This is a genomic window from Blastococcus sp. SYSU DS0510 (assembly GCF_054050835.1).
Genome location: NZ_JBJHAC010000020.1, coordinates 1 through 18,216, shown reverse-complemented (window position 1 = coordinate 18,216; position 18,216 = coordinate 1). Strand labels below are relative to the sequence as shown.

The following is an 18,216-nucleotide window of genomic DNA, read 5'->3' as shown; positions in this document are numbered from 1 at the left end:
GCGCCGTCGGCGAGGAGTGACCTGCGGCCCTGTGCCGCGGCGCCGGCGGGGTCCAGGCTGGACGGCACCCTGCGACGAGAGGAGCCGTCATGACCGTCGTCGGCGGAACGCCTCAGCCCCCCGGGGAGACCGGCCGGCGGCGCGGCGGGTGGGATCCGCTCCAGATGACCGAGGCGGAGAAGCGCGCCTGCGAGCGGGAGGCCCGGCACGACGTCGCCGCGCGCGGCAGCCGGCTCGCGCCGGAGAGCCTCCAGCACTACCTGGCGCACGAGCGGGTCGCCCACGAGCACCGGGACCGCGCCCGGGTCGCCGCCGCCGGTGCCCGCTCCGCGGCTCCCCGCTCGGCGGCTCGCGTCTGGGTAGCGCCCCGCTCGGCGGCTCCGGTCTGGGCGGCTCCCCCGGTGGCGGCCGGGTCGCCTGCACCTGCGCACGAGCAGCGGAGGTCCGGGCTGCTCCGCCGCATCCTCGGCCGCCGCGGCTGACCGGGCCCCGCCCGTCGGCGGCTCGTCAGGACCGGACGACCGAGAGGGTGACGCCGCTCGCGAGCCGGTAGGGGGCGGTGGCCACGAGGGCGCCGACGACCCGGCGCAGCCGCGACACCTCCGCGCGCACCGTCACGCAGTGCTCCTCGTCGCCGTACAGCGCCGTGCTCAGCCCCGCGGCGGTCAGCCCCGCGCGGCCGGCCCGCTGCAGCAGCACGAGCACCTCGGCGTGGCGCCGGGTGAGCGGGGTCCGCCACGACCCGGCGTCGGTCCGCAGCCGGAGCACCGGCGGGCCGGTCAGGTCCAGCTCGGCCAGGATGTCGGCACCGGGGCCGCGCGGGCGCACCAACCAGCCCTCACCGAGCCGCTCGGGGGTGCACAGCCCCAGCCCCGGAACTGCGAGGAGCCGGTCGGGCCGCGGCACCTCGATCCGGTCGCGCACCGCGATGCCGGAGCGGTGCGCGACCCAGCCGTCGTCGTCGACCAGCAGGACGGGGCCCCGGACGGTCTCCAGCGCGGCGCGGGCCGACCGGCGCAGCCGCTCCAGGCGGTGCTCGTGGTGGCGCCACAACTGCGACTCGGCCAGCTTGACGGCGGTCTCCACGAGGGCGCCGATGACCGGGTGCAGGGTGAGCGCCGGCCCGCTGACGTCCACGACGCCGAGCAGCTCCCCGCTCACGGGGTGGTGGAGCGGCGCGGCGGTGCAGTACCAGGGGTGCTGGGCCGTCTCGAAGTGCTCGGCGGAGAACAGCTGCACCGGCGCGGCCTCGGCCAGGGCGGTCCCGATCGCGTTGGTGCCCACCGCGGCCTCGGTCCAGCGCGCCCCCTCGGCGAAACCGAGCGCGTCCGCCCGCACCCGGAGCCGCGCGGACCCCTCCCGCCAGAGGATCACGCCGTCCGCGTCGGTGACCACCACGAGGAAGGAGGAGGCCTCGGCGACGCTGCCCAGCACCTGCCGGAGCTCGCCGACCACCAGCGACAGGGGGCTGGCACGGCGGCGCCGCTCCACCTCCTCCAGGGGCAGCGGCTCCCGGGCGTTGGAGCGGGAGGCGTCGAGGCCCAGGCCCAGGACCCTCGACCACGAGCGCGCGACCACGCCCCGCGGGCGGACCGGCGGGCGCCCGCCCGCGATCACCGCGTCGTGCACCCGGACCAGCACCCGGGCGTGCTCCGCCAGGTCGGTCCCGGGAGCGATCGCCGAGTAGCCGGCCACGACCACCTCCTCCGGGCGGGCGCCGCGGCCGGGGGCGTGCAACTCGCTGCAACGCTTCCCCCACGGGCCGCGGCGCGTTGTGCTGCACATCACACCACGCCGTCCGGTGCCCGGAGGAGGAGCAGCGCATGACCCAGACCCTGGACACGCCCACGCAGACCCCGGAGCAGCGGGCGCACCGCTGGCTCACCGGCTTCGAGGAGGCGCTGCGGGCCAGAGACGTGGCGCGCGCCGCCGGGATGTTCGCCGGGACGAGCTTCTGGCGCGACCTCGTCTCCTTCACCTGGAACATCACCACCGTCGAGAACCCCGCGGGCGTCGCCGACCTGCTCACCGCGACGCTCGACGGGACCGATCCCCGCGGTCTCACCGTCGACGAGCAGCCCGAGGAGGCCGACGGGGTGACCACCGCCTGGTTCACCTTCGAGACCGCGGTCGGCCGGGGGCGCGGGCTCGTGCGGCTGGTCGAGGAGGACGGCGAGGCGAGGGCGTGGACGCTGCTGACCACCCTGTCGGAGCTGAAGGGCCACGAGGAGCCGCGCGGCCCGGCCCGGCCGATGGGGGCGGAGCACGGGGCGAACAAGGAGCGCCGCACCTGGCTGGAGCGCCGCGAGCAGGAGGAGGCCGATCTCGGCGTCGGCGTCCAGCCCTACGTCCTCGTCATCGGCGGCGGGCAGGGCGGCATCGCCCTCGGCGCCCGGCTGCGCCAGCTCGGCGTGCCGGCGCTCGTCGTCGACAAGCACCCGCGGCCGGGGGACCAGTGGCGCGGGCGCTACAAGTCCCTCTGCCTGCACGACCCGGTCTGGTACGACCACCTGCCCTACCTGAAGTTCCCCGACAACTGGCCGGTGTTCTCGCCCAAGGACAAGATCGGCGACTGGCTGGAGAGCTACGTCAAGGTCATGGAGGTGCCCTACTGGGGCAGCACCACGGCGACGTCGGCGACCTTCGACGAGGAGAAGGGCGAGTGGACCGTCCAGGTCGAGCGCGAGGGCAAGCCGCTCACCCTGCGGCCGAAGCACGTCGTCCTGGCCACCGGGATGTCCGGGAAGCCGAACGTCCCCGTCATCCCGGGGCAGGACGTCTTCCGCGGTGACCAGCAGCACTCGTCGGCGCACCCCGGGCCCGACGCCTACGCCGGCAAGAAGGTCGTCGTCATCGGCAGCAACAACTCCGCCTTCGACATCTGCGGGGCGCTGTGGGAGCACGACGCCGACGTGACCATGGTCCAGCGCTCCTCGACGCACATCGTCAAGAGCGACAGCCTCATGGAGATCGGGCTCGGCGCGCTCTACTCGGAGGAGGCGGTGGCCGCCGGGGTGACGACGGAGAAGGCGGACCTGATCTTCGCCTCGCTGCCGTACCGGATCCTGCACGAGTTCCAGATCCCGCTGTACGAGCAGATGAAGCAGAAGGACGCCGACTTCTACGACCGGCTGGAGAAGGTCGGCTTCTGGCTGGACTGGGGCGAGGACGGCTCGGGCCTGTTCATGAAGTACCTGCGCCGCGGCTCGGGCTACTACATCGACGTCGGCGCCGCGGAGCTCGTGGCCGACGGCCGGGTCAAGCTGGCACACGGCCAGGTGGTGCGCCTCACCGAGGACGCCGTCGTCCTGGACGACGGCACCGAGCTGCCCGCCGACCTGGTCGTCTACGCCACCGGCTACGGGTCCATGAACGGCTGGGCGGCCGACCTCATCAGCCAGGAGGTCGCCGACCGGGTGGGCAAGGTGTGGGGCCTGGGCTCGGACACCACCAAGGACCCGGGGCCGTGGGAGGGCGAGCAGCGCAACATGTGGAAGCCCACCCGGCAGGAGGCCCTGTGGTTCCACGGCGGCAACCTGCACCAGTCCCGGCACTACTCCCTCTACCTGGCGCTGCAGCTCAAGGCGCGCTACGAGGGGATCCCGACGCCGGTGTACGGGCTGCCGGAGGTGCACCACGTGAGCTGACCCGGCCTGGTGGAGGGCGGCGACGGGGCACGTGCGGCGGGGTGGCCCGGCGCCGCATCTCCGGGCGTTCCGCATCAGGGGGCGTCGGCGGGCCGGTGTGCGGGTAGGCGGTGGGTGAGTGACGCAACTCACCATGGGAGGACGAACGATGACGACGAAGGCTGAGAAGTCGATCCAGGTCGACGTACCGGTGACGACCGCCTACAACCAGTGGACCCAGTTCGAGGACTTCCCGCACTTCATGGGCGGGGTCAAGGAAGTTCGACAGCACGGCGACAAGCGCCTGCACTGGGTGGCCGAGATCGCCGGCGTCCGGCGGGAGTGGGACGCCACCATCCTGGAGCAGGTTCCCGACCAGAAGGTCGCGTGGGCCGCGACGGAGGGCGCGACCAACGCCGGGGCGGTGCGCTTCCAGCCGGTGGGTGCGGGCGCCACGCTCGTGCACCTGTCGCTGGAGTACGAGCCGGAGGGGCTCGTGGAGAAGGTCGGCGACAAGCTGGGCGTCGTGGAGCGGCAGGTCGAGTCCGACCTGCGGCGGTTCAAGGAGCTGGTGGAGAGCGAGGGCTACGCCACCGGGGGCTGGCGCGGGACGATCAACCCCGGCGAGGACGTCGGCACGCCCGGGGTGAACGCGGCCTTCCCGTCCCGGGGGGACAGCGGCAAGGCCGGGGTCTCGGGCAAGGCGGTCGCCGCGGGCGCCGCCGCCGTGGCCGGGGTCGCGGCCGCCGCCGCGGGCGCCGTCGCGGCCGGGTCCAAGAGCGGCGAGCAGCAGCCGCACGAGCAGGTGCCCCCGAGCCGGCCCGAGGGGGTCGCCGTGGTTCCGCAGCCTCCCGCGGACGAGGTCCGGGACGACGTGATGGTCGACGAGTCGGACCCGGGTCGCTACACCACGGGCTCCTCCACGGAGGGTGCCGAGCGGGGCACGGTCGATCGCGGCGACGATCCGATGATCGGCGGCGGCAGCCGCTGATCATCGGGGTCGGTGGAGGACGGGTGCGTCCTCCACCGACCCGCGCGTGCTCGTGGGTCCTGCCCGCTGACCGTCCCGGGCCGCCCCCGGCTCAGCTCGACTGCAGCAGCGTGTGCTCGGTCAGGAACGCGGTCACCAGGCGCACCAGGTCGTCGGGTCGCTCGATGTGCAGCCCGTGGCTGGACCCCGGCCCCGTCATCAGCTCGTACCGCGCGCCCGGAACGGCGTCGGCGACCGCCTTCGCCTGCCAGGGCGGGGTGAGCAGGTCCTGCTCGCCCACGACCACGAGGGTGGGGGCGGTGATGCCGCCCAGCCGGTCGAGGGTGTCGTGCGCCAGGTCGGCGTCCCACTGCTCGACCGTGACCTGCATCTGCTCCTCGGTCTGGGGGAACGCCGGCAGCATCGGCTCGAGCATCTTCTCGAAGTCGGGGTGGTCGAGCAGCTGCGGCGAGAAGGCGATGCCGGCGCTCGCCAGGGCCGCCTCCATGTCCCACGTGGCGTAGGGGTGCCGCAGGGCGGAGAGGACCGAGCGCTGGAAGCCGTCGCACCGCGCCCAGGTCGCGTACATGACCGCGGTCGCGACCTGCTCCGGGTGCGCGAGCGCGAGCTCCTGCAGGATCGCCGAGCCGAGCGACCAGCCCATGACGTGCGCCCGCGGGACGTCCAGTGCCTCCAGCAGGGCGGAGGCGTCCTCGGCCAAGGAGGCCACGGTGATCTCGCCCTCGCCTCGCTCGCTGCCGCCGAGCCCGCGGTTGTCGTAGGCGATCACCCGGTGGTGCTCGGCCAGCCGCGGGATCAGCTCGCCCCAGAGCAGCAGCGATCCCGACGTCCCCATGACGAGCAGCAGCGGGTCGCCCTCGCCGCTGATCTCGTAGTTGAGCGTCACTCCGGTCCGGACGGCCGTCTGCGGCATGGTTGCTCCTCGCTGAGCTGTGGAACCCGCCGGGCACGGCGCCCGTCGGGAGATCTGGGCAGGGCGTCGGCGTCACCGGTAGACGAGCGACCCGTCGTCGAGATCGGCCTTGGGCAGGATCTCGGCCTCTGCCGCGTGCTCCAGCATGTGCGTCCACGGCTCGCGGTCGCCTTGCTTGAACAGCACGTGCTGGGACCGCATGACGTACCCGGCGTTGAAGTCCTCCGGGTCGCACCACGGGCGCACCTGCATGCCGGCGTCCTCGTCGCGCAGCGTCGGGACGACCATGGTGGCGTCCTTGAGCTCCATGGTCTCCATCAGCCGGACCACGAGGTCGCTGACGAGGTCCACCCGAAGCGTCCAGCTGTGCCGGAAGTAGCCGAAGACGTAGGCCATGTTGGGGACGCCGCTGATCATCAGGCCGCGCCAGGTGAAGCGTTCGGTGAAGTCCACCGCTTCGCCGTCCACGGCGAAGGCGACGTCCCCGAGCACGGAGAGGTCGAACCCCGTGGCGGTGACCACGACGTCCGCCTCCAGCTCTTCCCCGGAGCCGACCCGGATCCCCGTCTCGGTGAAGGTCTCGATGGTGTCGGTGACGATCGAGGCCTTCCCCTCCCGGAGCGCCGCGAACAGGTCACCCTCGGGGACGATCGCGATGCGCTGCTGCCACGGGCGGTAGCGCGGCGTGAAGTGCTTCTCGACGTCGAAGCCCTCCGGGAGCAGCGGCTTCATCGACTCCATGAGGAACGTGTGCAGATCGTCGGGGGCCTCGTGCGCCAGCCGGGCCAGCTCGTTGAACTCGGCGGTGTAGGCCCGGCGGAGGATCTCGTGGGTCCAGTCCTCCGGGATGTCCAGCTGCCGCAGCGTCACCGCGAGGTCGTGCGTCAACGGCGGGGCGAGGAAGTAGGACGGCGAGCGCTGCAGCATGGTGACGTGCGCCGCCTGCCCGGCGATGGCGGGGATCAGCGTCGCCGCCGTGGACCCGGACCCGATGACGACGACCCGCTTGCCGGAGAGGTCCAGGTCGTCGGGCCACTGCTGCGGGTGCACGACCTGGCCCTCGTACCGCTCCATCCCCTCCCAGCGCGGCTGGTAGGGCCGGGCGTGGTTGTAGTAGCCCTGGCACATCCACAGGAAGCCGGTGGTGAACCGCAGCTCCTGCCCGGTGTCGGTGCGGGTGACGTGCACGGTCCACCGTCGGTCCTCGCTCGACCAGTTCGCTGCCGTGACCTGGTGCAGGAAGCGGATGTGCGGCGCGAGGCCGTCCTCGGCGATGACCTCGTCCAGGTACTTCAGGATCTCCTCGCCCGCCGCGATGGAGGGTCCGCGCCAGGGCTTGAAGCGGTAGCCGTAGGTGAACAGGTCGCTGTCCGAGCGGACGCCGGGGTACCGGTGGGTCCACCAGGTCCCCCCGTGGCGGTCCTGGGCGTCGAGGAGCACGAGCGACTTCTCGGGGAAGCGTTCCCGGAGGTGGTGGGCGGCCCCGATGCCCGAGACGCCGCTCCCGACGATCAGGACGTCGACGTGCTCGGGGGCGGACGGGTCGCCCGCCTGCTCCGGCTCGGTGCGCTGCTCGGTCAGGGTCATGGTGCCGACCTCCACGTGCTGCTGTGGTCCAGGTCACAGAAGGTACCCACCGCGACGGCCGCTGCGGGAGACCCGGCGCGCCCGGGAACACCGGCCGGTCCGAGGCCTTGTCGCGCGGAGGACGCGGGAGCACCCTGACGGCCATCCCGCAGCGGCGGCGCCGGACGGCGCCGCCCCGCACCTCAGGAGCGCCCGATGCTGTTCCACCTCAGCTTCCGCGTCGAACACACCCGCCTGGACCGCGACGAGTTCTGGGACGAGTGGGAGCGGGAGACCCAGGCGGCGGTCGGCGCGATGGAGGCGGGGCTGATCAAGAGCCTGTACAAGGTGGCCGGCCAGCGCCGGGTGATCGGCATCGTGGAGGTCGAGTCGCACGACCAGCTCGACCAGGTCGTGATGGGCGCCCTGCCCATGAGCCACCACCTGACCCTCGAGGAGGTCCTCCCGGTCCGGGAGTACACCGCCTTCGCCGAGGACGTGCGCAGGCGCTGGCAGTCCTGACCGCGGCCGGTGCGGATGGGCCTCCCCTCCCGGCGAGCCCATGTCCGTGACGCCGCCGCCCCACCGGCGCGAGATCCGCTCGGCCCGGTTCCCCCACGGGCTGCCGGACCGCTGCGACGACACGGTCCTCGAGGCGTTCGACGGCGCCTGGCTGCTGCTGGAACGCACCCCGAGCGGCTACCGGGTCCTCGGGACCGCCGAGGACTACGCGGCGGCGCGGGCGTGGCTGACCGCGACCGGGGACGCGGCCGAACCCTGATCCGGAGCGCCGTCGCTGCCGGCTGGTCGCCCGGAGCGCGCGGCGCGCAGGCCGCGCTGGCGCTCCGGGGACGGCCGCGTCATCGTGTGGGTCGCACGGGGGTCCACCCACTCCACACGGAGGCCTCATGCGCCCGACGCTCCGCCGCACCGCCGCGGCGGTCTTCCTCCTCCCGCCGTTCGTGCTGGCGCTCGCCCCGCCCGTCGCCGCGGACGACCGCCGTCCCGGTGAGGGCCGCGGCCAGCCGGTCACCTACGCGCTGTCCGGCGATCCGGAGGGCTCCCAGTTCGAGGGGATCGCCGTCGCCGGGAAGGGCCGGGCGTTCTACGTCACGGAGACCACCGGCGGGGAACTCCACCGCGGCCGGCTCGACCACCCGCGGACCGATGTGTGGCTGGACGAGGACGACGCCCTGGCGGACGGCCGGCGCGTCGCCGTCGGCATCGCCACCGACCGGCGCGAACGGGTCTACGTCGCCGGGGGCGACAACCGCACGCAGGACGGCGCGCCCGCGGACGCCCCGGACTTCTGGATCTACGACGACGACCGCGACCTGTTGGCGGCCCTGCGGATGCCCGTCGACGGCCCGCTGTTCCTCAACGACGTCGTCGTCGGCCCGGACGGCGCCGCCTACGTCACCGACTCGACCACCCCGCGGATCTTCCGGATCGCCCGCGAGCACGGGGAGTGGACGGCGTCGCTGTGGTCGGACGCGGCCGGCACCATCGCGCAGGAGCCGGGCACGTTCGGCCTCAACGGCATCGAGGTGGCCCCCGACCGCCGGTCGCTCGTGGTGGCGCACAGCGCGGCCGGGCAGTTGTGGCGCTTCGAGCTGGCGACGGCGGCGCCCACCCTCGTCGACACCGGCGACGTCGACCTGACCTCTGCCGATGGGCTCGTGGTGCAGGGGCGCACGCTGGTCGCCGTCCGCAACTTCCCGCGCATCCTCACCTACCTGCGGCTGGACCCGGACGCCACGGCGGCCCGGGCGGTCGCCGAGGTGGCCACCGACCCCGACCGCGTGCTGACCACCGCGGACGTCGCCCGCGGGCGGCTGCTGCTGGTGGACAGCCAGTTCGACGAGGCCCCCCCGTCGCAGGACTCGGAGGTGGTCGTCCTGCGGTTCCGCCCCTGACGACCCGGCCGGTCCCGGCCTCGCACCGTCGCGCCCGGCGGTCTCGTATCGTCCGACCCCATGCGCTCCTCGGCAGCGGTCGACTCGGTCCGCGGCTGGGTGATGGTCGCCGCGGCGTTCGCCGGGATGTTCGTCTCGTTCGGCATCGCCTACTCGTTCGGTGCCTTCCTCGCCCCGATGGCCGAGGAGTTCGGCTCCGGTCGTGGCGCGACGTCGGCGTTCTTCGCCCTGACCTCGCTCACCTACTTCGGCCTCGGCGCGCTCAGCGGCGTCGCGGTGGACCGCTACGGCCCCCGGCGGGTGCTGCTGGTCGGTGCCGTGGCCCTCGGCGCCGGGCTGACCGCGACCTCGCTGGCCGGTGAGCTCTGGATAGGCCTGGTCACCTACGGGCTGGGGGTCGGCATCGGGGTGGCCTGCGCCTACGTCCCGATGGTGGCCGTCGTGAGCGGGTGGTTCGAGCGGCGCCGCACGCTCGCGATCGGGGTGTCGGTGACGGGCATCGGCCTGGGCACCCTCGCGGTGGCGCCGCTGGCCGCCGCGCTGATCGGCGAGCTCGGGTGGCGCACCACCCACCTCGTCCTGGGGCTGGCCGGGGCGCTGGTCCTCGTGGTGTGCGCCCTGGTGGTCCAGGCGCCGCCGGTGGAGGCGGGCCAGGCGGCGCTGACGCTCCGCGACGCGGTGCGCAACCGCGACTACCGGCGGCTGTACCTGGCCTCGGGGCTGCTGTCCGTGGCCCTGTTCGTGCCGTTCGTGCACCTGCCCGGGTACGCCGTGCAGCAGGGCGTCGACCGGGTCGCGGCGGCGGCCCTGGTCGGCGTGATCGGGCTGGCGAGCACCGCCGGCCGGCTGCTGCTGGGGCTGATCGCGGCGCGGACCGGGTCGTTGCGCGCCTTCCAGGGGTGCTTCCTCACCATGGGGCTGAGCTTCGCGCTGTGGGCGCTGGGCAGCGGGTACGGCATGCTGCTCGCCTTCGCCGTGGTGCTCGGCGTCGGCTACGGGGGCTTCGTGGCGATCGGGCCCGCCGTCGTCGCCGACCGCTTCGGCACCACCCGCCTCGGTGGGCTGCTCGGCGTCCTGTACACCAGCGCCGGGATCGGCTCCGCCCTCGGCGCACCGCTGGCCGGCGCGGCCGTCGACGCCTCGGGCTCCTACCTCCCGGCGATCGGCGGCTGCCTGGTCCTGGGGCTGGCCGCCACCCTGGTCGTGCTCAGCGTCGGTCGCGGAGCTCCGGCGCCGGAGAAGGCAGCGACGGCGCAGCCGGCGGCGCGGTGAGCTCCTGGTAGGCGGTGGTGTGCGCGCGCAGGGCGGCGACCGCATCGGCGACGTCGGTGACCGGGCGGCTGCTCGCCACCACCGCCCGCTCGGCCTCGCGCACCGCCTCGCAGACGTCGGCGACCGTGTCCAGGTAGGCCCGGGCCTCGGGCTCCGGATCGGAGCGGTCGGTCGGGTCGGCCCCCAGGGCTCGCTGCCGCAGCCGCTGCTCGAGCCGGCTGCCCTCGGCGACCAGCGACGGCAGCAGGTCGGGCACGTCGCCGAGGTGCGCACCGGCCGCCTGCGCCGCGGCCACGTGGCGGCGCAGCCCGTCCCGCGCCCGGCAGATCTCCAGCTGCAGTTCCGCCGCGGACCGCCGGGAACCCGGTGGCAGGCGGCGCGCGGCGACGGCGGTGGCCCCCTGCAGGCCCAGCTCGCGGCCGCGGGAGGCCAGCTCCCGGCCGCGGGCGACCAGCGGGCTGCGCCGCACGCGCCGCACCACCAGCCAGGCGGTGAGCAGGGTGACGAGCAGGAACACCAGCACGGTGCCGCCGAGGACCGCCAGGACCGTGGGGTCGAGCGACATCAGCCACGACAGCTCGCCGTCGTCGCCCACCTCGAGGGCGACGGCGGGGCCGGTGGGCAACGGGGTGGTCATGGAGCTCCTCGTGCAGGGCGGTGGCCGGTCCCCAGGCAACGCTCACGGACCGCTCGACGGTTCCCGACCCCGCCGGGCTCCCGGGTGCTCAGGTGCGCGCCCCGCTGCCCGCGCCCGCGGTGAGCTGCGTGACCGGGACACCGCAGGCCTTGCGCAGCCGGGCCGGGAGGTCGCGGCGGAGCCACTGCGACAGGCCGCGCGGCAGCGTCGAGACGACGATCTCGTCGGCCGGGAAGTGGCCGAGCGCGGCCCGGACGGCCTGCAGCGGATCGGGGTCGCCGACCTCGCCGTCGACCTCGGCGCCCACGGCGCGGAGCTCGTCCAGCGCCCGGTCCAGACGCTGCCGCGCCAGCGCGAAGGCGCGCTCCTGCACGGAGGGCCCCACGGCCGCGTACGCGCTGGGGCCGTCGACCTCGTCCCGCGCCGGGGTGGCCGGCGCGACGAGGTGGAAGGAGTGCGGCCCGGCGGCGATGCGCTCCTGCACGGCCCGGCCGAGGCTCTCGCTGGACAGGGTCTGGTTGGCGACGACGAGGCAGCGGCGCATGGACGGGCTCCTGTTCGGGCGGTGCCGACGACGGCCAGTGTGTGCCACGTCACGGCGTCCGACCACGCCGACCACCGCCGGCCGCCGATCCGACGCGCCCGGCCCGCGCGCCGTCCGTCGTCGGCATGCCTGCCGTTCACGCAGCGGCCAGGCCCGTCCACCAGGTGGCCGGACCCGCCGGGGAGCCGGGGGCGCCGCACTGCTACGGGGTGCAGGGTCCGCGGCTGCTGACCACGGCTGACGCTCAGCCGGGCGCCTCGGGCAGGGCCAGCCCGTAGCGCGCGATCTTGCGGTACAGGGTGGCCCGGCCGATGCCGAGGGTCTGCGCGGCCCTGGTCACCGTGGTGCCCGGCTCGGTGAGGCAGCGGACGATCTCGTCGCGCTCCAGCCGCTCCAGCCGGCTCAGCACGCGGGAGCCCCCGTCGAGCACCTCCGGGGCGAGGTGGTGGACGTCGACGACGTCGGCGCGGGCCACGGCCTCGCGCACCACCCGGCGCAGCTGGCGGGTGTTGCCCGGCCACGGGCAGCCGGTCAGCGCGCGGGCCGCGCGGGCGGTGAACTCGACGGGGCGGTGCCGCTCGGCCCGTGCCACGGCGTGCGCCACCGCCATGACGTCATCGGTGCGCAGGCGCAGCGGCGGCACCTCGACGACGGCGTCGACCAGCAGCGCCAGCGGCGGGGGGAGCGCGGCGTACTCCCGGCTGGTCAGGACGAAGGGCTGCGGGCGGCCGTCGGTCCGCCGTGCGGCGGCCAGGACGGCGGCGAGCTCCTCGGCCGCCCACGCCGGCAGCCGGTCGGCGGCCGACACGACGACGTGCACCTCGGGGTCCCGCAGCTCGGGTGTCCACAGGTCCAACCAGGCCGCAGCGCCGTCGTCGCCGGGCGCACGGGCGTGCAGGACCCGGCGGCCGAGGCCCCGGTGCCGGCGCGCCGTGACGGCGAGCGTCGACTTGCCGACCCCCGGCTCGCCGACGACGGCGAGCACCCGGCCCGCCGCATCGGCCGCCCTCGCGGACGCGAGGGCCGCGTGCCACGCGGCCGAGACGCACGGGTCCTCGTCGCCGGCGGCCCCGGCGACCACCCGGAAGACCTCGCCCCGGGGTGCCGATCCCGCCGGCCGACCGGTGGCCCGCTGCAGCATGAGCCCGCTCGTGGCGCCGGCCGCCGCCTGCGCCAGGGCCAGCAGCAGCTCGGAGGACGAGTCCGACCAGGTGGTGAGGTTCATCGACCCCGCCAGCTCGCCGGACACCGGGTCCAGGACGGGGACGGCCGCGCAGGTGTACCCGCGCAGCTCGGCGCAGTAGTGGTCCGCGGCCCGGACGAGCGTGGGGGCGCGGTCGGCGAGGGAGAGGCCGAGCCCGTTGGTGCCGGCCTGCCGCTCGGAGTAGTAGAAGCCCGGCGCCAGGTGCACCGCGTCCAGGGAGCGCCGCATCCCCGCGTCGCTGCACAGCCGGGTCAGCACCAGCCCCTCGCGGTCGGCGACCATCAGGCTGACCGGCTCGTTGGCGATCGTGGCCTGCAGCCCCGCGAGCACCTGCGATCCGCACTCGTACAGCAGCGACCCGGTGTCGACCGAGCCGGTGAAGCGCGGCAGGACCTCGTCGGGGGATACCCCGTACTGCTGGCTGCGCCGCCACGAGGCCCGCAGCCGGGGCGCCGCGAGCCGCCCGTCGGGGCGCGGGCCGGGGCCGAGGGGTGCCGGTGGCGACCCGGGCCGTTCCGTCTCCACGCCGGAGCACCTCCTCCGGGGGTGCGTGCGCCTCCGCACCCGCCTCGTTGCCGGTTGGCCCGGCACGGTACGCCTCAGCGGCGTCTCAAAGTGAGACAGACCACATCTTCCGGGTGGAGCGCGACCCTCCTAGCGTCGTCTCCGAGCGGCGTGACCGTCGCCACACCGGGAGACGCTGGGAGGCCGGCAGATGTACCGCAGGGACGGCGAGGAGTACTTCATCGTGGACGCCCACATCGCGCTGTGGGACGCACGCCCGGAGAACCAGCGGAACGTGCACGGCAAGCAGTTCATCGACTGCTTCTACGACTACCACCGCAACCTCAGCCCCGAGTCCGAGGTCTGGTCCTACGAGGAGTACCTCTACCAGGGCGGGGAGCGGCTGATGCGCGACGTCTTCGGCGACGGGATGGTCGACCACGCGATCTTCCAGCCGGCCCGGCTCGCCGAGTTCTACCACCGGGGCTTCGGCCAGACGGAGGAGGCGTTCGCCCTCGCCCAGGCCCACCCCGACAAGCTGACCTACAACCACTACTGGGATCCGCGCGACGGCGAGAACGGCCTGGACGCCCTGCGGGCCGCGGCGGAGCGGATGAACCTCAAGGGCGTGAAGCTCTACACCGCGGACTGGCACGGCGAGTCCCGCGGCTGGAAGCTCACCGACCCGATGGCCTACCGGTACCTCGAGGTGTGCCGCGAGGTCGGCATCCGGAACATCCACGTCCACAAGGGCCCGACGATCCGGCCGCTGGACCGCGATGCCTTCGACGTCGCCGACGTCGACCACGTGGCCACCGACTTCACCGACCTGACCTTCGTCGTCGAGCACTGCGGCCTCCCGCGGCTCGAGGACTTCTGCTGGATCGCCACCCAGGAGCCCAACGTGGTCGCCGGCCTGGCCGTGGCCATCCCGTTCATCCACACCCGGCCGCGCTACTTCGCCCAGATCATGGGCGAGCTCCTGTACTGGATCGGGGAGGACCGCATCCTCTTCTCCAGCGACTACGCGCTGTGGACCCCGCAGTGGCTGGTGCAGAAGTTCGTCGACTTCCAGATCCCCGAGGACCTGACCGAGTACGCGCCGCTCACCACCGTGCAGAAGAAGAAGGTCCTCGGCCTCAATGCGGCCAAGCTCTACGACCTGCCGGTGCCGCCGGAGCTGCAGCTGCCCGACGCCGACCAGACCCTGACCGGCCCCCGGGACCCGTCCGCCGCCGACCTCGCGACCGTCTGAGGCCGAGGCCCCCGTGACCGCCCTCCTGCCCGACCTGCGAGCCGCGGTGCGCGCGGCCCTGGACACCGTCGCCGATCCGGAGCTGGACGAGCCGATCACCGACCTCGGTTTCGTCCGCTCCGTGTCGGTGACGGGCGCCCGTGCCGAGGTGCACCTGCGGCTGCCGACGTCGTTCTGCGCGCCCAACTTCGCGTGGCTCATGGCGTCCGATGCCCGGGCCGCGGTAGCCGCCGTCCCCGGGGTGGAGTCCGGGGGGGGGGGGGGGGGGGGGGGGGGGGGGGGGGGGGGGGGGGGGGGGGGGGGGGGGGGGGGGGGGGGGGGGGGGGGGGGGGGGGGGGGGGGGGGGGGGGGGCTGCCGGCCGGCGGCGGCCGGGCCCGCCCCGCCGCCGGCGCCGGCGGCCCCCCCCCCCCCCCCCCCCCCCCCCCCCCCCCCCCCCCCCCCCCCCCCCACGACTCCGATCTGATCAACCGCGGCCTGGCCGCCGGATCGGGCTACCGCGGCACCTTCGGGCCCGAGGCCGAGGACTCGCTGGACGAGCTCCGCGCGACCTTCGTCCGCAAGGCGCACACCGCCGCGATGGAGCGGGCGGTCACCGCCCTGCTGCGCACCGATCCCGGCGTGGACGTCGCGGCGCTCGTGCTCGGTGACCTGCCGGCGGGGGAGCGCACCACCGAGGCGTTGCTGCACCGCCGGGCCGCGCTCGGCCTGCCGCTGGACGACGACGCACCCGTGCTCGTCGACGCCGACGGCACCCGCCCCACCAGGGAGGAGGCCGCGCTGTTCCTGCGCCGGGCCCGCTCCGTGCGGATCTCCATCGACGGCAACGCGCACTTCTGCCGCGGCCTGCTCACCACCCGCTACCCGGGGTCGGAGGCCGACCAGGCGCCCCGCCCCGAGGACCGACCGCTCCTCCCGCTCACCGTCTCGAAGGGAATCCGCCCGTGAAGGCCGTCCGCGTGCACGCCTACCACGCCGACCCGAGCATCGACGACATCCCCGAGCCGCAGCTGCGGGGGCCGCTCGACGTCATCGTGAAGATCGGTGGCGCCGGGGTCTGCCGCACCGACCTGCACATCCTCGAGGGCCAGTGGGCGGAGCTGCAGAACCCCGACCTGCCCTACGTGATCGGGCACGAGAACGCCGGGTGGGTCCACGCGGTCGGCGAGGGCGTCACCAACGTCGCCGTCGGCGACACCGTGATCCTGCACCCGCAGCCCAGCTGCGGGCTGTGCGCGGCCTGCCGCGCCGGCCGGGACATGCAGTGCGAGAACGCCTTCTTCCCGGGGCTGTCGAACGACGACGGCGGCATGGCCGAGTACCTGCGCACGACCGCCCGCGCCTGCGTGAAGCTCGACCCGTCGACCAACCCGGCCGACGTCGCCGCGCTCGCCGACGCCGGCATCACCGCCTACCACGCCGTGCGCAAGGCCCTGCCGCTGCTGCACCCGGGCACCACCGCCGTCGTGCAGGGCGCCGGCGGGCTCGGCCACATCGGCGTCCAGTGCCTGGCCGCGCTGTCGGGCACGCGGATCGTCGTCGTCGACCGCAACCCCGACGCCCTGGAGCTCGCCCGGCAGATCGGCGCGGACGAGACCGTGCTCGCCGACGGCGACCAGGTGCAGGCGGTGCAGGAGCTGACCGGCGGGGGTGCCGACGTCGTCTTCGACTTCGTCGCCGAGCAGGGCGCGGAGATGGACGGCTGGCGCATGACCGGCCCGGCCGGCTCGCTCTACGTCATCGGGTACGGCGGTGAGCTGCGGATCCCGACGCTGGAGTTCGTCGCCGGGGAGAAGAACGTCGTCGGCAACATCGTCGGCTCCTACACCGACCTGGCCGAGCTGATGGTGCTCGCGCAGGCGGGCAGGGTCACGCTGCACACCCAGCAGTACCCGCTGGACCGGGCCGTGGACGCGATCCGCGATCTCGACGCCGGGAAGGTCCGGGGCCGGGCCATCCTCGTGCCCTGACCGGGCCGGCCCCTCCACCGCCCCGACCGGCGCCCCCGACGACGACGGCCTGCGGATCAACCGGCTCCGCCGCATCGCCTGACGGTCGGGTGTTCAGCGGCTGACAGCATGGCGGCGTGCGCGCCGTCGTCGTCGACTCCGTCCGAGCCAGACCCGAGGTGCGGGAGGTGCCGGCACCCACGGCGCCGGCGGGCGGGGTGGTGGTGCGCGTGATGGCCACCGGGATGTGCCGCAGCGACTGGCACGCCTGGGCCGGTCACGACGAGATCGCCTTCCCGCACGTGCCCGGGCACGAGCTCGCCGGCGTGGTCGCCGAGGTCGGCGCCGGTGTCGCTCGCTGGCAGCTGGGGGATCGGGTCACCGTGCCGTTCGTCTGCGGCTGCGGTCGGTGCCGGTGGTGCCGGTCGGGGGAGGCCCAGGTCTGCCCCGACCAGCAGCAGCCCGGCTTCACGCACTGGGGGTCGTTCGCCGAACAGGTCGCCCTGCACGGTGCCGACACCAACCTGGTCGCGATCCCCGAGCGCGTCGACTTCCCGACGGCGGCCGCGCTCGGCTGCCGGTTCGCGACGGCCTACCGCGGCCTGGTGGGCCGTGCGCGGGTCGCCGCCGGTGAGTGGGTGACCGTGGTCGGAGCCGGCGGCGTGGGGCTGAGCGCCGTCATGATCGCCCGCGCGACGGGTTGCCGCGTCGTCGCGGTCGACCGCAACCCCGCGGCGCTCGCCGCCGCGGCCACGCTGGGCGCGGAGCACACCGTGCTGGCCGACGGCGCCGACGTCCCGGCCGTCGTGGGGGAGCTGACCGGCGGCGGCAGCGACGTCGCCGTCGACGCCGTGGGGAGCGAGCAGACCTGCGCCGACGGCATCCGGAGCCTCCGGCGGCGAGGCCGCCACGTGCAGATCGGGCTGCTGCCGCCGGTCGGTGGGCACCCGCGGGTCCCCATGGACCGGGTGATCGGCTGGGAGCTCGACCTGCTCGGCAGCCACGGCATGGCGGCGGCCGACTACCCGGGCATGCTGGCGCTCATCGAGCGGGGCGCGCTGCGGCCCGACCTGCTGGTGGAGCGCACCATCGGGCTCGCGGAGGCGGCGGACCTGCTGCCCGTCCTCGACCGGGTGGAGGTCGCCGGGATGACGATGGTCGACCCCGCCCGCTGACGGCCCGCCGCCCGTCGGGCGTGAGCCCGCCCGCGTGAGGGCATCGGAAGATGTCACGCCGGCTGTCGATCCGGTGGTGTCGCCGTTCGACCCAGGGGTGAGAGGGTCCGACCGGGACCCGGACACCACGCAGGAGCGACGCCGTGAAGTACATGCTGATCATGCGGGCCACCGACGAGAGCTACGCCGAGATGGCGAACGTCGACTTCGACGAGGTCCTCACGACGATGGGCCGGTTCAACGACGAGATGATCCGGGCGGGCGTCCTCGTCGCGGCCGAGGGTCTCGACGACGCGGCGACGGGCGTCGTCGTCGACTACTCCTCCCAGCCACCGGTCGTCACCGACGGCCCGTACGGGGAGACCAAGGAGCTGTTCGGGGGCTTCTGGATCCTCGACGTCGCCTCGCAGGAGGAGGCCATCGAGTGGGCGAAGCGGGCGCCGCTGGCCGGCCCCGGCATGAAGGCCGAGATCCGCCGCGTCAGCAGCATCGACGAGTTCCCCCGGGACAACGAGTGGATCCAGAAGGAGCGGGCGTGGCGGGAGCGGACCGGCCAGCTGTGAGCCCGCCGGGGGGGGGGGGGGGGGGGGCCCCGCCGCCCCCCACCCGCGGCCGCCCCCCCGCCCCGCGCGGGCGGAGCCCCACCCCGCCGCTCCCCCCCCCCCC

General features: G+C 74.8%; 18 protein-coding genes and 1 pseudogene. 13 read left to right on the top strand and 6 right to left on the bottom strand.

From position 1 onward, the window contains the following. Positions 1-89 precede the first annotated feature (89 nt). The gene (locus ACI79P_RS15945; protein ID WP_456582028.1) at positions 90-482 is read left to right on the top strand and encodes a hypothetical protein; all 393 of its coding nucleotides are present in this window, start codon (positions 90-92) and stop codon (positions 480-482) included. A 25-nt stretch (positions 483-507) separates the two neighbouring features. Here ACI79P_RS15945 and ACI79P_RS15940 read toward each other — a convergent pair whose 3' ends face one another. Next, positions 508-1,695, bottom strand: a complete 1,188-nt coding sequence (locus tag ACI79P_RS15940) for a transcriptional regulator (protein WP_456582027.1) — start codon at positions 1,693-1,695, stop codon at positions 508-510. Positions 1,696-1,823: 128 nt separating this feature from the next. Here ACI79P_RS15940 and ACI79P_RS15935 point away from each other — a divergent pair, with 128 nt between their 5' ends. Both ACI79P_RS15935 and ACI79P_RS15930 read left to right on the top strand, forming a co-directional pair. Beyond that, positions 1,824-3,647 carry a flavin-containing monooxygenase gene (locus ACI79P_RS15935; protein ID WP_456582026.1) on the top strand — a complete coding sequence of 608 codons (1,824 nt, stop codon included), beginning with the start codon at positions 1,824-1,826 and terminating at the stop codon, positions 3,645-3,647. Between the two features lie 148 nt (positions 3,648-3,795). Continuing rightward, on the top strand, positions 3,796-4,617 hold the full coding sequence (locus ACI79P_RS15930; protein WP_456582025.1) for an SRPBCC family protein: 822 nt from the start codon (positions 3,796-3,798) through the stop codon (positions 4,615-4,617). 91 nt (positions 4,618-4,708) lie between these two features. On the opposite strand, the gene ACI79P_RS15925 is transcribed toward ACI79P_RS15930, so the two are convergent. Beyond that, entirely contained in the window at positions 4,709-5,530 is an 822-nt protein-coding gene (locus ACI79P_RS15925) for an alpha/beta fold hydrolase (RefSeq protein WP_456582024.1), read from the bottom strand. 72 nt (positions 5,531-5,602) lie between these two features. Next, positions 5,603-7,117, bottom strand: coding sequence for a flavin-containing monooxygenase (locus ACI79P_RS15920; RefSeq protein ID WP_456582023.1), 1,515 nt, complete (start codon positions 7,115-7,117; stop codon positions 5,603-5,605). A 195-nt stretch (positions 7,118-7,312) separates the two neighbouring features. Here ACI79P_RS15920 and ACI79P_RS15915 point away from each other — a divergent pair, with 195 nt between their 5' ends. The 4 genes from ACI79P_RS15915 to ACI79P_RS15900 all read left to right on the top strand — a co-directional run bounded on the left by ACI79P_RS15915 (position 7,313) and on the right by ACI79P_RS15900 (position 10,284). After that, on the top strand, positions 7,313-7,618 hold the full coding sequence (locus tag ACI79P_RS15915; protein WP_456582022.1) for a muconolactone Delta-isomerase family protein: 306 nt from the start codon (positions 7,313-7,315) through the stop codon (positions 7,616-7,618). A 46-nt stretch (positions 7,619-7,664) separates the two neighbouring features. Then, positions 7,665-7,877: a hypothetical protein gene (locus ACI79P_RS15910; protein WP_456582021.1), complete on the top strand. Its 213-nt coding sequence runs from the start codon at positions 7,665-7,667 to the stop codon at positions 7,875-7,877. Between the two features lie 127 nt (positions 7,878-8,004). Beyond that, positions 8,005-9,012 carry an SMP-30/gluconolactonase/LRE family protein gene (locus ACI79P_RS15905; protein ID WP_456582020.1) on the top strand — a complete coding sequence of 336 codons (1,008 nt, stop codon included), beginning with the start codon at positions 8,005-8,007 and terminating at the stop codon, positions 9,010-9,012. A gap of 60 nt (positions 9,013-9,072) precedes the next feature. Further along, positions 9,073-10,284, top strand: a complete 1,212-nt coding sequence (locus ACI79P_RS15900; protein ID WP_456582019.1) for an MFS transporter — start codon at positions 9,073-9,075, stop codon at positions 10,282-10,284. Here the strand turns inward: ACI79P_RS15900 and ACI79P_RS15895 are convergent. The 3 genes from ACI79P_RS15895 to ACI79P_RS15885 all read right to left on the bottom strand — a co-directional run bounded on the left by ACI79P_RS15895 (position 10,220) and on the right by ACI79P_RS15885 (position 13,194). After that, positions 10,220-10,921, bottom strand: coding sequence for a hypothetical protein (locus tag ACI79P_RS15895; RefSeq protein ID WP_456582018.1), 702 nt, complete (start codon positions 10,919-10,921; stop codon positions 10,220-10,222). The two genes, ACI79P_RS15900 and ACI79P_RS15895, sit on opposite strands and share 65 nt — an antisense overlap. 88 nt (positions 10,922-11,009) lie before the next feature. Further along, complete coding sequence (locus ACI79P_RS15890; RefSeq protein ID WP_456582017.1) at positions 11,010-11,465, bottom strand: hypothetical protein; 456 nt, start codon at positions 11,463-11,465, stop codon at positions 11,010-11,012. A 244-nt stretch (positions 11,466-11,709) separates the two neighbouring features. Next, positions 11,710-13,194: an AAA-type ATPase lid domain-containing protein gene (locus tag ACI79P_RS15885; RefSeq protein WP_456582016.1), complete on the bottom strand. Its 1,485-nt coding sequence runs from the start codon at positions 13,192-13,194 to the stop codon at positions 11,710-11,712. 190 nt (positions 13,195-13,384) lie between these two features. On the opposite strand from ACI79P_RS15885, the gene ACI79P_RS15880 reads away from it, so the two are divergent. The 6 genes and pseudogenes from ACI79P_RS15880 (at position 13,385) to ACI79P_RS15855 (ending at position 18,113) form a co-directional block, all read left to right on the top strand. After that, positions 13,385-14,428 carry an amidohydrolase family protein gene (locus tag ACI79P_RS15880; protein WP_456582015.1) on the top strand — a complete coding sequence of 348 codons (1,044 nt, stop codon included), beginning with the start codon at positions 13,385-13,387 and terminating at the stop codon, positions 14,426-14,428. A gap of 13 nt (positions 14,429-14,441) precedes the next feature. Beyond that, positions 14,442-14,663 (top strand): annotated as a pseudogene (locus ACI79P_RS15875) (iron-sulfur cluster assembly protein); the annotation flags it as partial. 342 nt (positions 14,664-15,005) lie between these two features. Further along, positions 15,006-15,374 (top strand): hypothetical protein, encoded by a 369-nt coding sequence (locus tag ACI79P_RS15870; RefSeq protein WP_456582097.1) that lies wholly within the window; start codon positions 15,006-15,008, stop codon positions 15,372-15,374. Continuing rightward, positions 15,371-16,396, top strand: coding sequence for an NAD(P)-dependent alcohol dehydrogenase (locus ACI79P_RS15865; RefSeq protein ID WP_456582014.1), 1,026 nt, complete (start codon positions 15,371-15,373; stop codon positions 16,394-16,396). The genes ACI79P_RS15870 and ACI79P_RS15865 overlap by 4 nt, the downstream gene beginning before the upstream one ends. Before the next feature lie 116 nt (positions 16,397-16,512). Then, positions 16,513-17,550: a zinc-binding dehydrogenase gene (locus tag ACI79P_RS15860; RefSeq protein ID WP_456582013.1), complete on the top strand. Its 1,038-nt coding sequence runs from the start codon at positions 16,513-16,515 to the stop codon at positions 17,548-17,550. 152 nt (positions 17,551-17,702) lie between these two features. Continuing rightward, positions 17,703-18,113 carry a YciI family protein gene (locus tag ACI79P_RS15855; protein WP_456582095.1) on the top strand — a complete coding sequence of 137 codons (411 nt, stop codon included), beginning with the start codon at positions 17,703-17,705 and terminating at the stop codon, positions 18,111-18,113. Positions 18,114-18,216 lie beyond the last annotated feature (103 nt).

What these genes read in the sequence shown, in the direction of transcription:
- ACI79P_RS15870 (WP_456582097.1), top strand. Translation starts at nt 15,006, where the DNA reads ATGGAGCGGGCGGTCACCGCCCTGCTGCGCACCGATCCCGGCGTGGAC.
- ACI79P_RS15895 (WP_456582018.1), bottom strand. Translation starts at nt 10,921, where the DNA reads ATGACCACCCCGTTGCCCACCGGCCCCGCCGTCGCCCTCGAGGTGGGC.
- ACI79P_RS15925 (WP_456582024.1), bottom strand. Translation starts at nt 5,530, where the DNA reads ATGCCGCAGACGGCCGTCCGGACCGGAGTGACGCTCAACTACGAGATC.
- ACI79P_RS15935 (WP_456582026.1), top strand. Translation starts at nt 1,824, where the DNA reads ATGACCCAGACCCTGGACACGCCCACGCAGACCCCGGAGCAGCGGGCG.
- ACI79P_RS15920 (WP_456582023.1), bottom strand. Translation starts at nt 7,117, where the DNA reads ATGACCCTGACCGAGCAGCGCACCGAGCCGGAGCAGGCGGGCGACCCG.
- ACI79P_RS15890 (WP_456582017.1), bottom strand. Translation starts at nt 11,465, where the DNA reads ATGCGCCGCTGCCTCGTCGTCGCCAACCAGACCCTGTCCAGCGAGAGC.
- ACI79P_RS15880 (WP_456582015.1), top strand. Translation starts at nt 13,385, where the DNA reads ATGTACCGCAGGGACGGCGAGGAGTACTTCATCGTGGACGCCCACATC.
- ACI79P_RS15930 (WP_456582025.1), top strand. Translation starts at nt 3,796, where the DNA reads ATGACGACGAAGGCTGAGAAGTCGATCCAGGTCGACGTACCGGTGACG.
- ACI79P_RS15915 (WP_456582022.1), top strand. Translation starts at nt 7,313, where the DNA reads ATGCTGTTCCACCTCAGCTTCCGCGTCGAACACACCCGCCTGGACCGC.
- ACI79P_RS15855 (WP_456582095.1), top strand. Translation starts at nt 17,703, where the DNA reads ATGCTGATCATGCGGGCCACCGACGAGAGCTACGCCGAGATGGCGAAC.
- ACI79P_RS15905 (WP_456582020.1), top strand. Translation starts at nt 8,005, where the DNA reads ATGCGCCCGACGCTCCGCCGCACCGCCGCGGCGGTCTTCCTCCTCCCG.
- ACI79P_RS15900 (WP_456582019.1), top strand. Translation starts at nt 9,073, where the DNA reads ATGCGCTCCTCGGCAGCGGTCGACTCGGTCCGCGGCTGGGTGATGGTC.
- ACI79P_RS15945 (WP_456582028.1), top strand. Translation starts at nt 90, where the DNA reads ATGACCGTCGTCGGCGGAACGCCTCAGCCCCCCGGGGAGACCGGCCGG.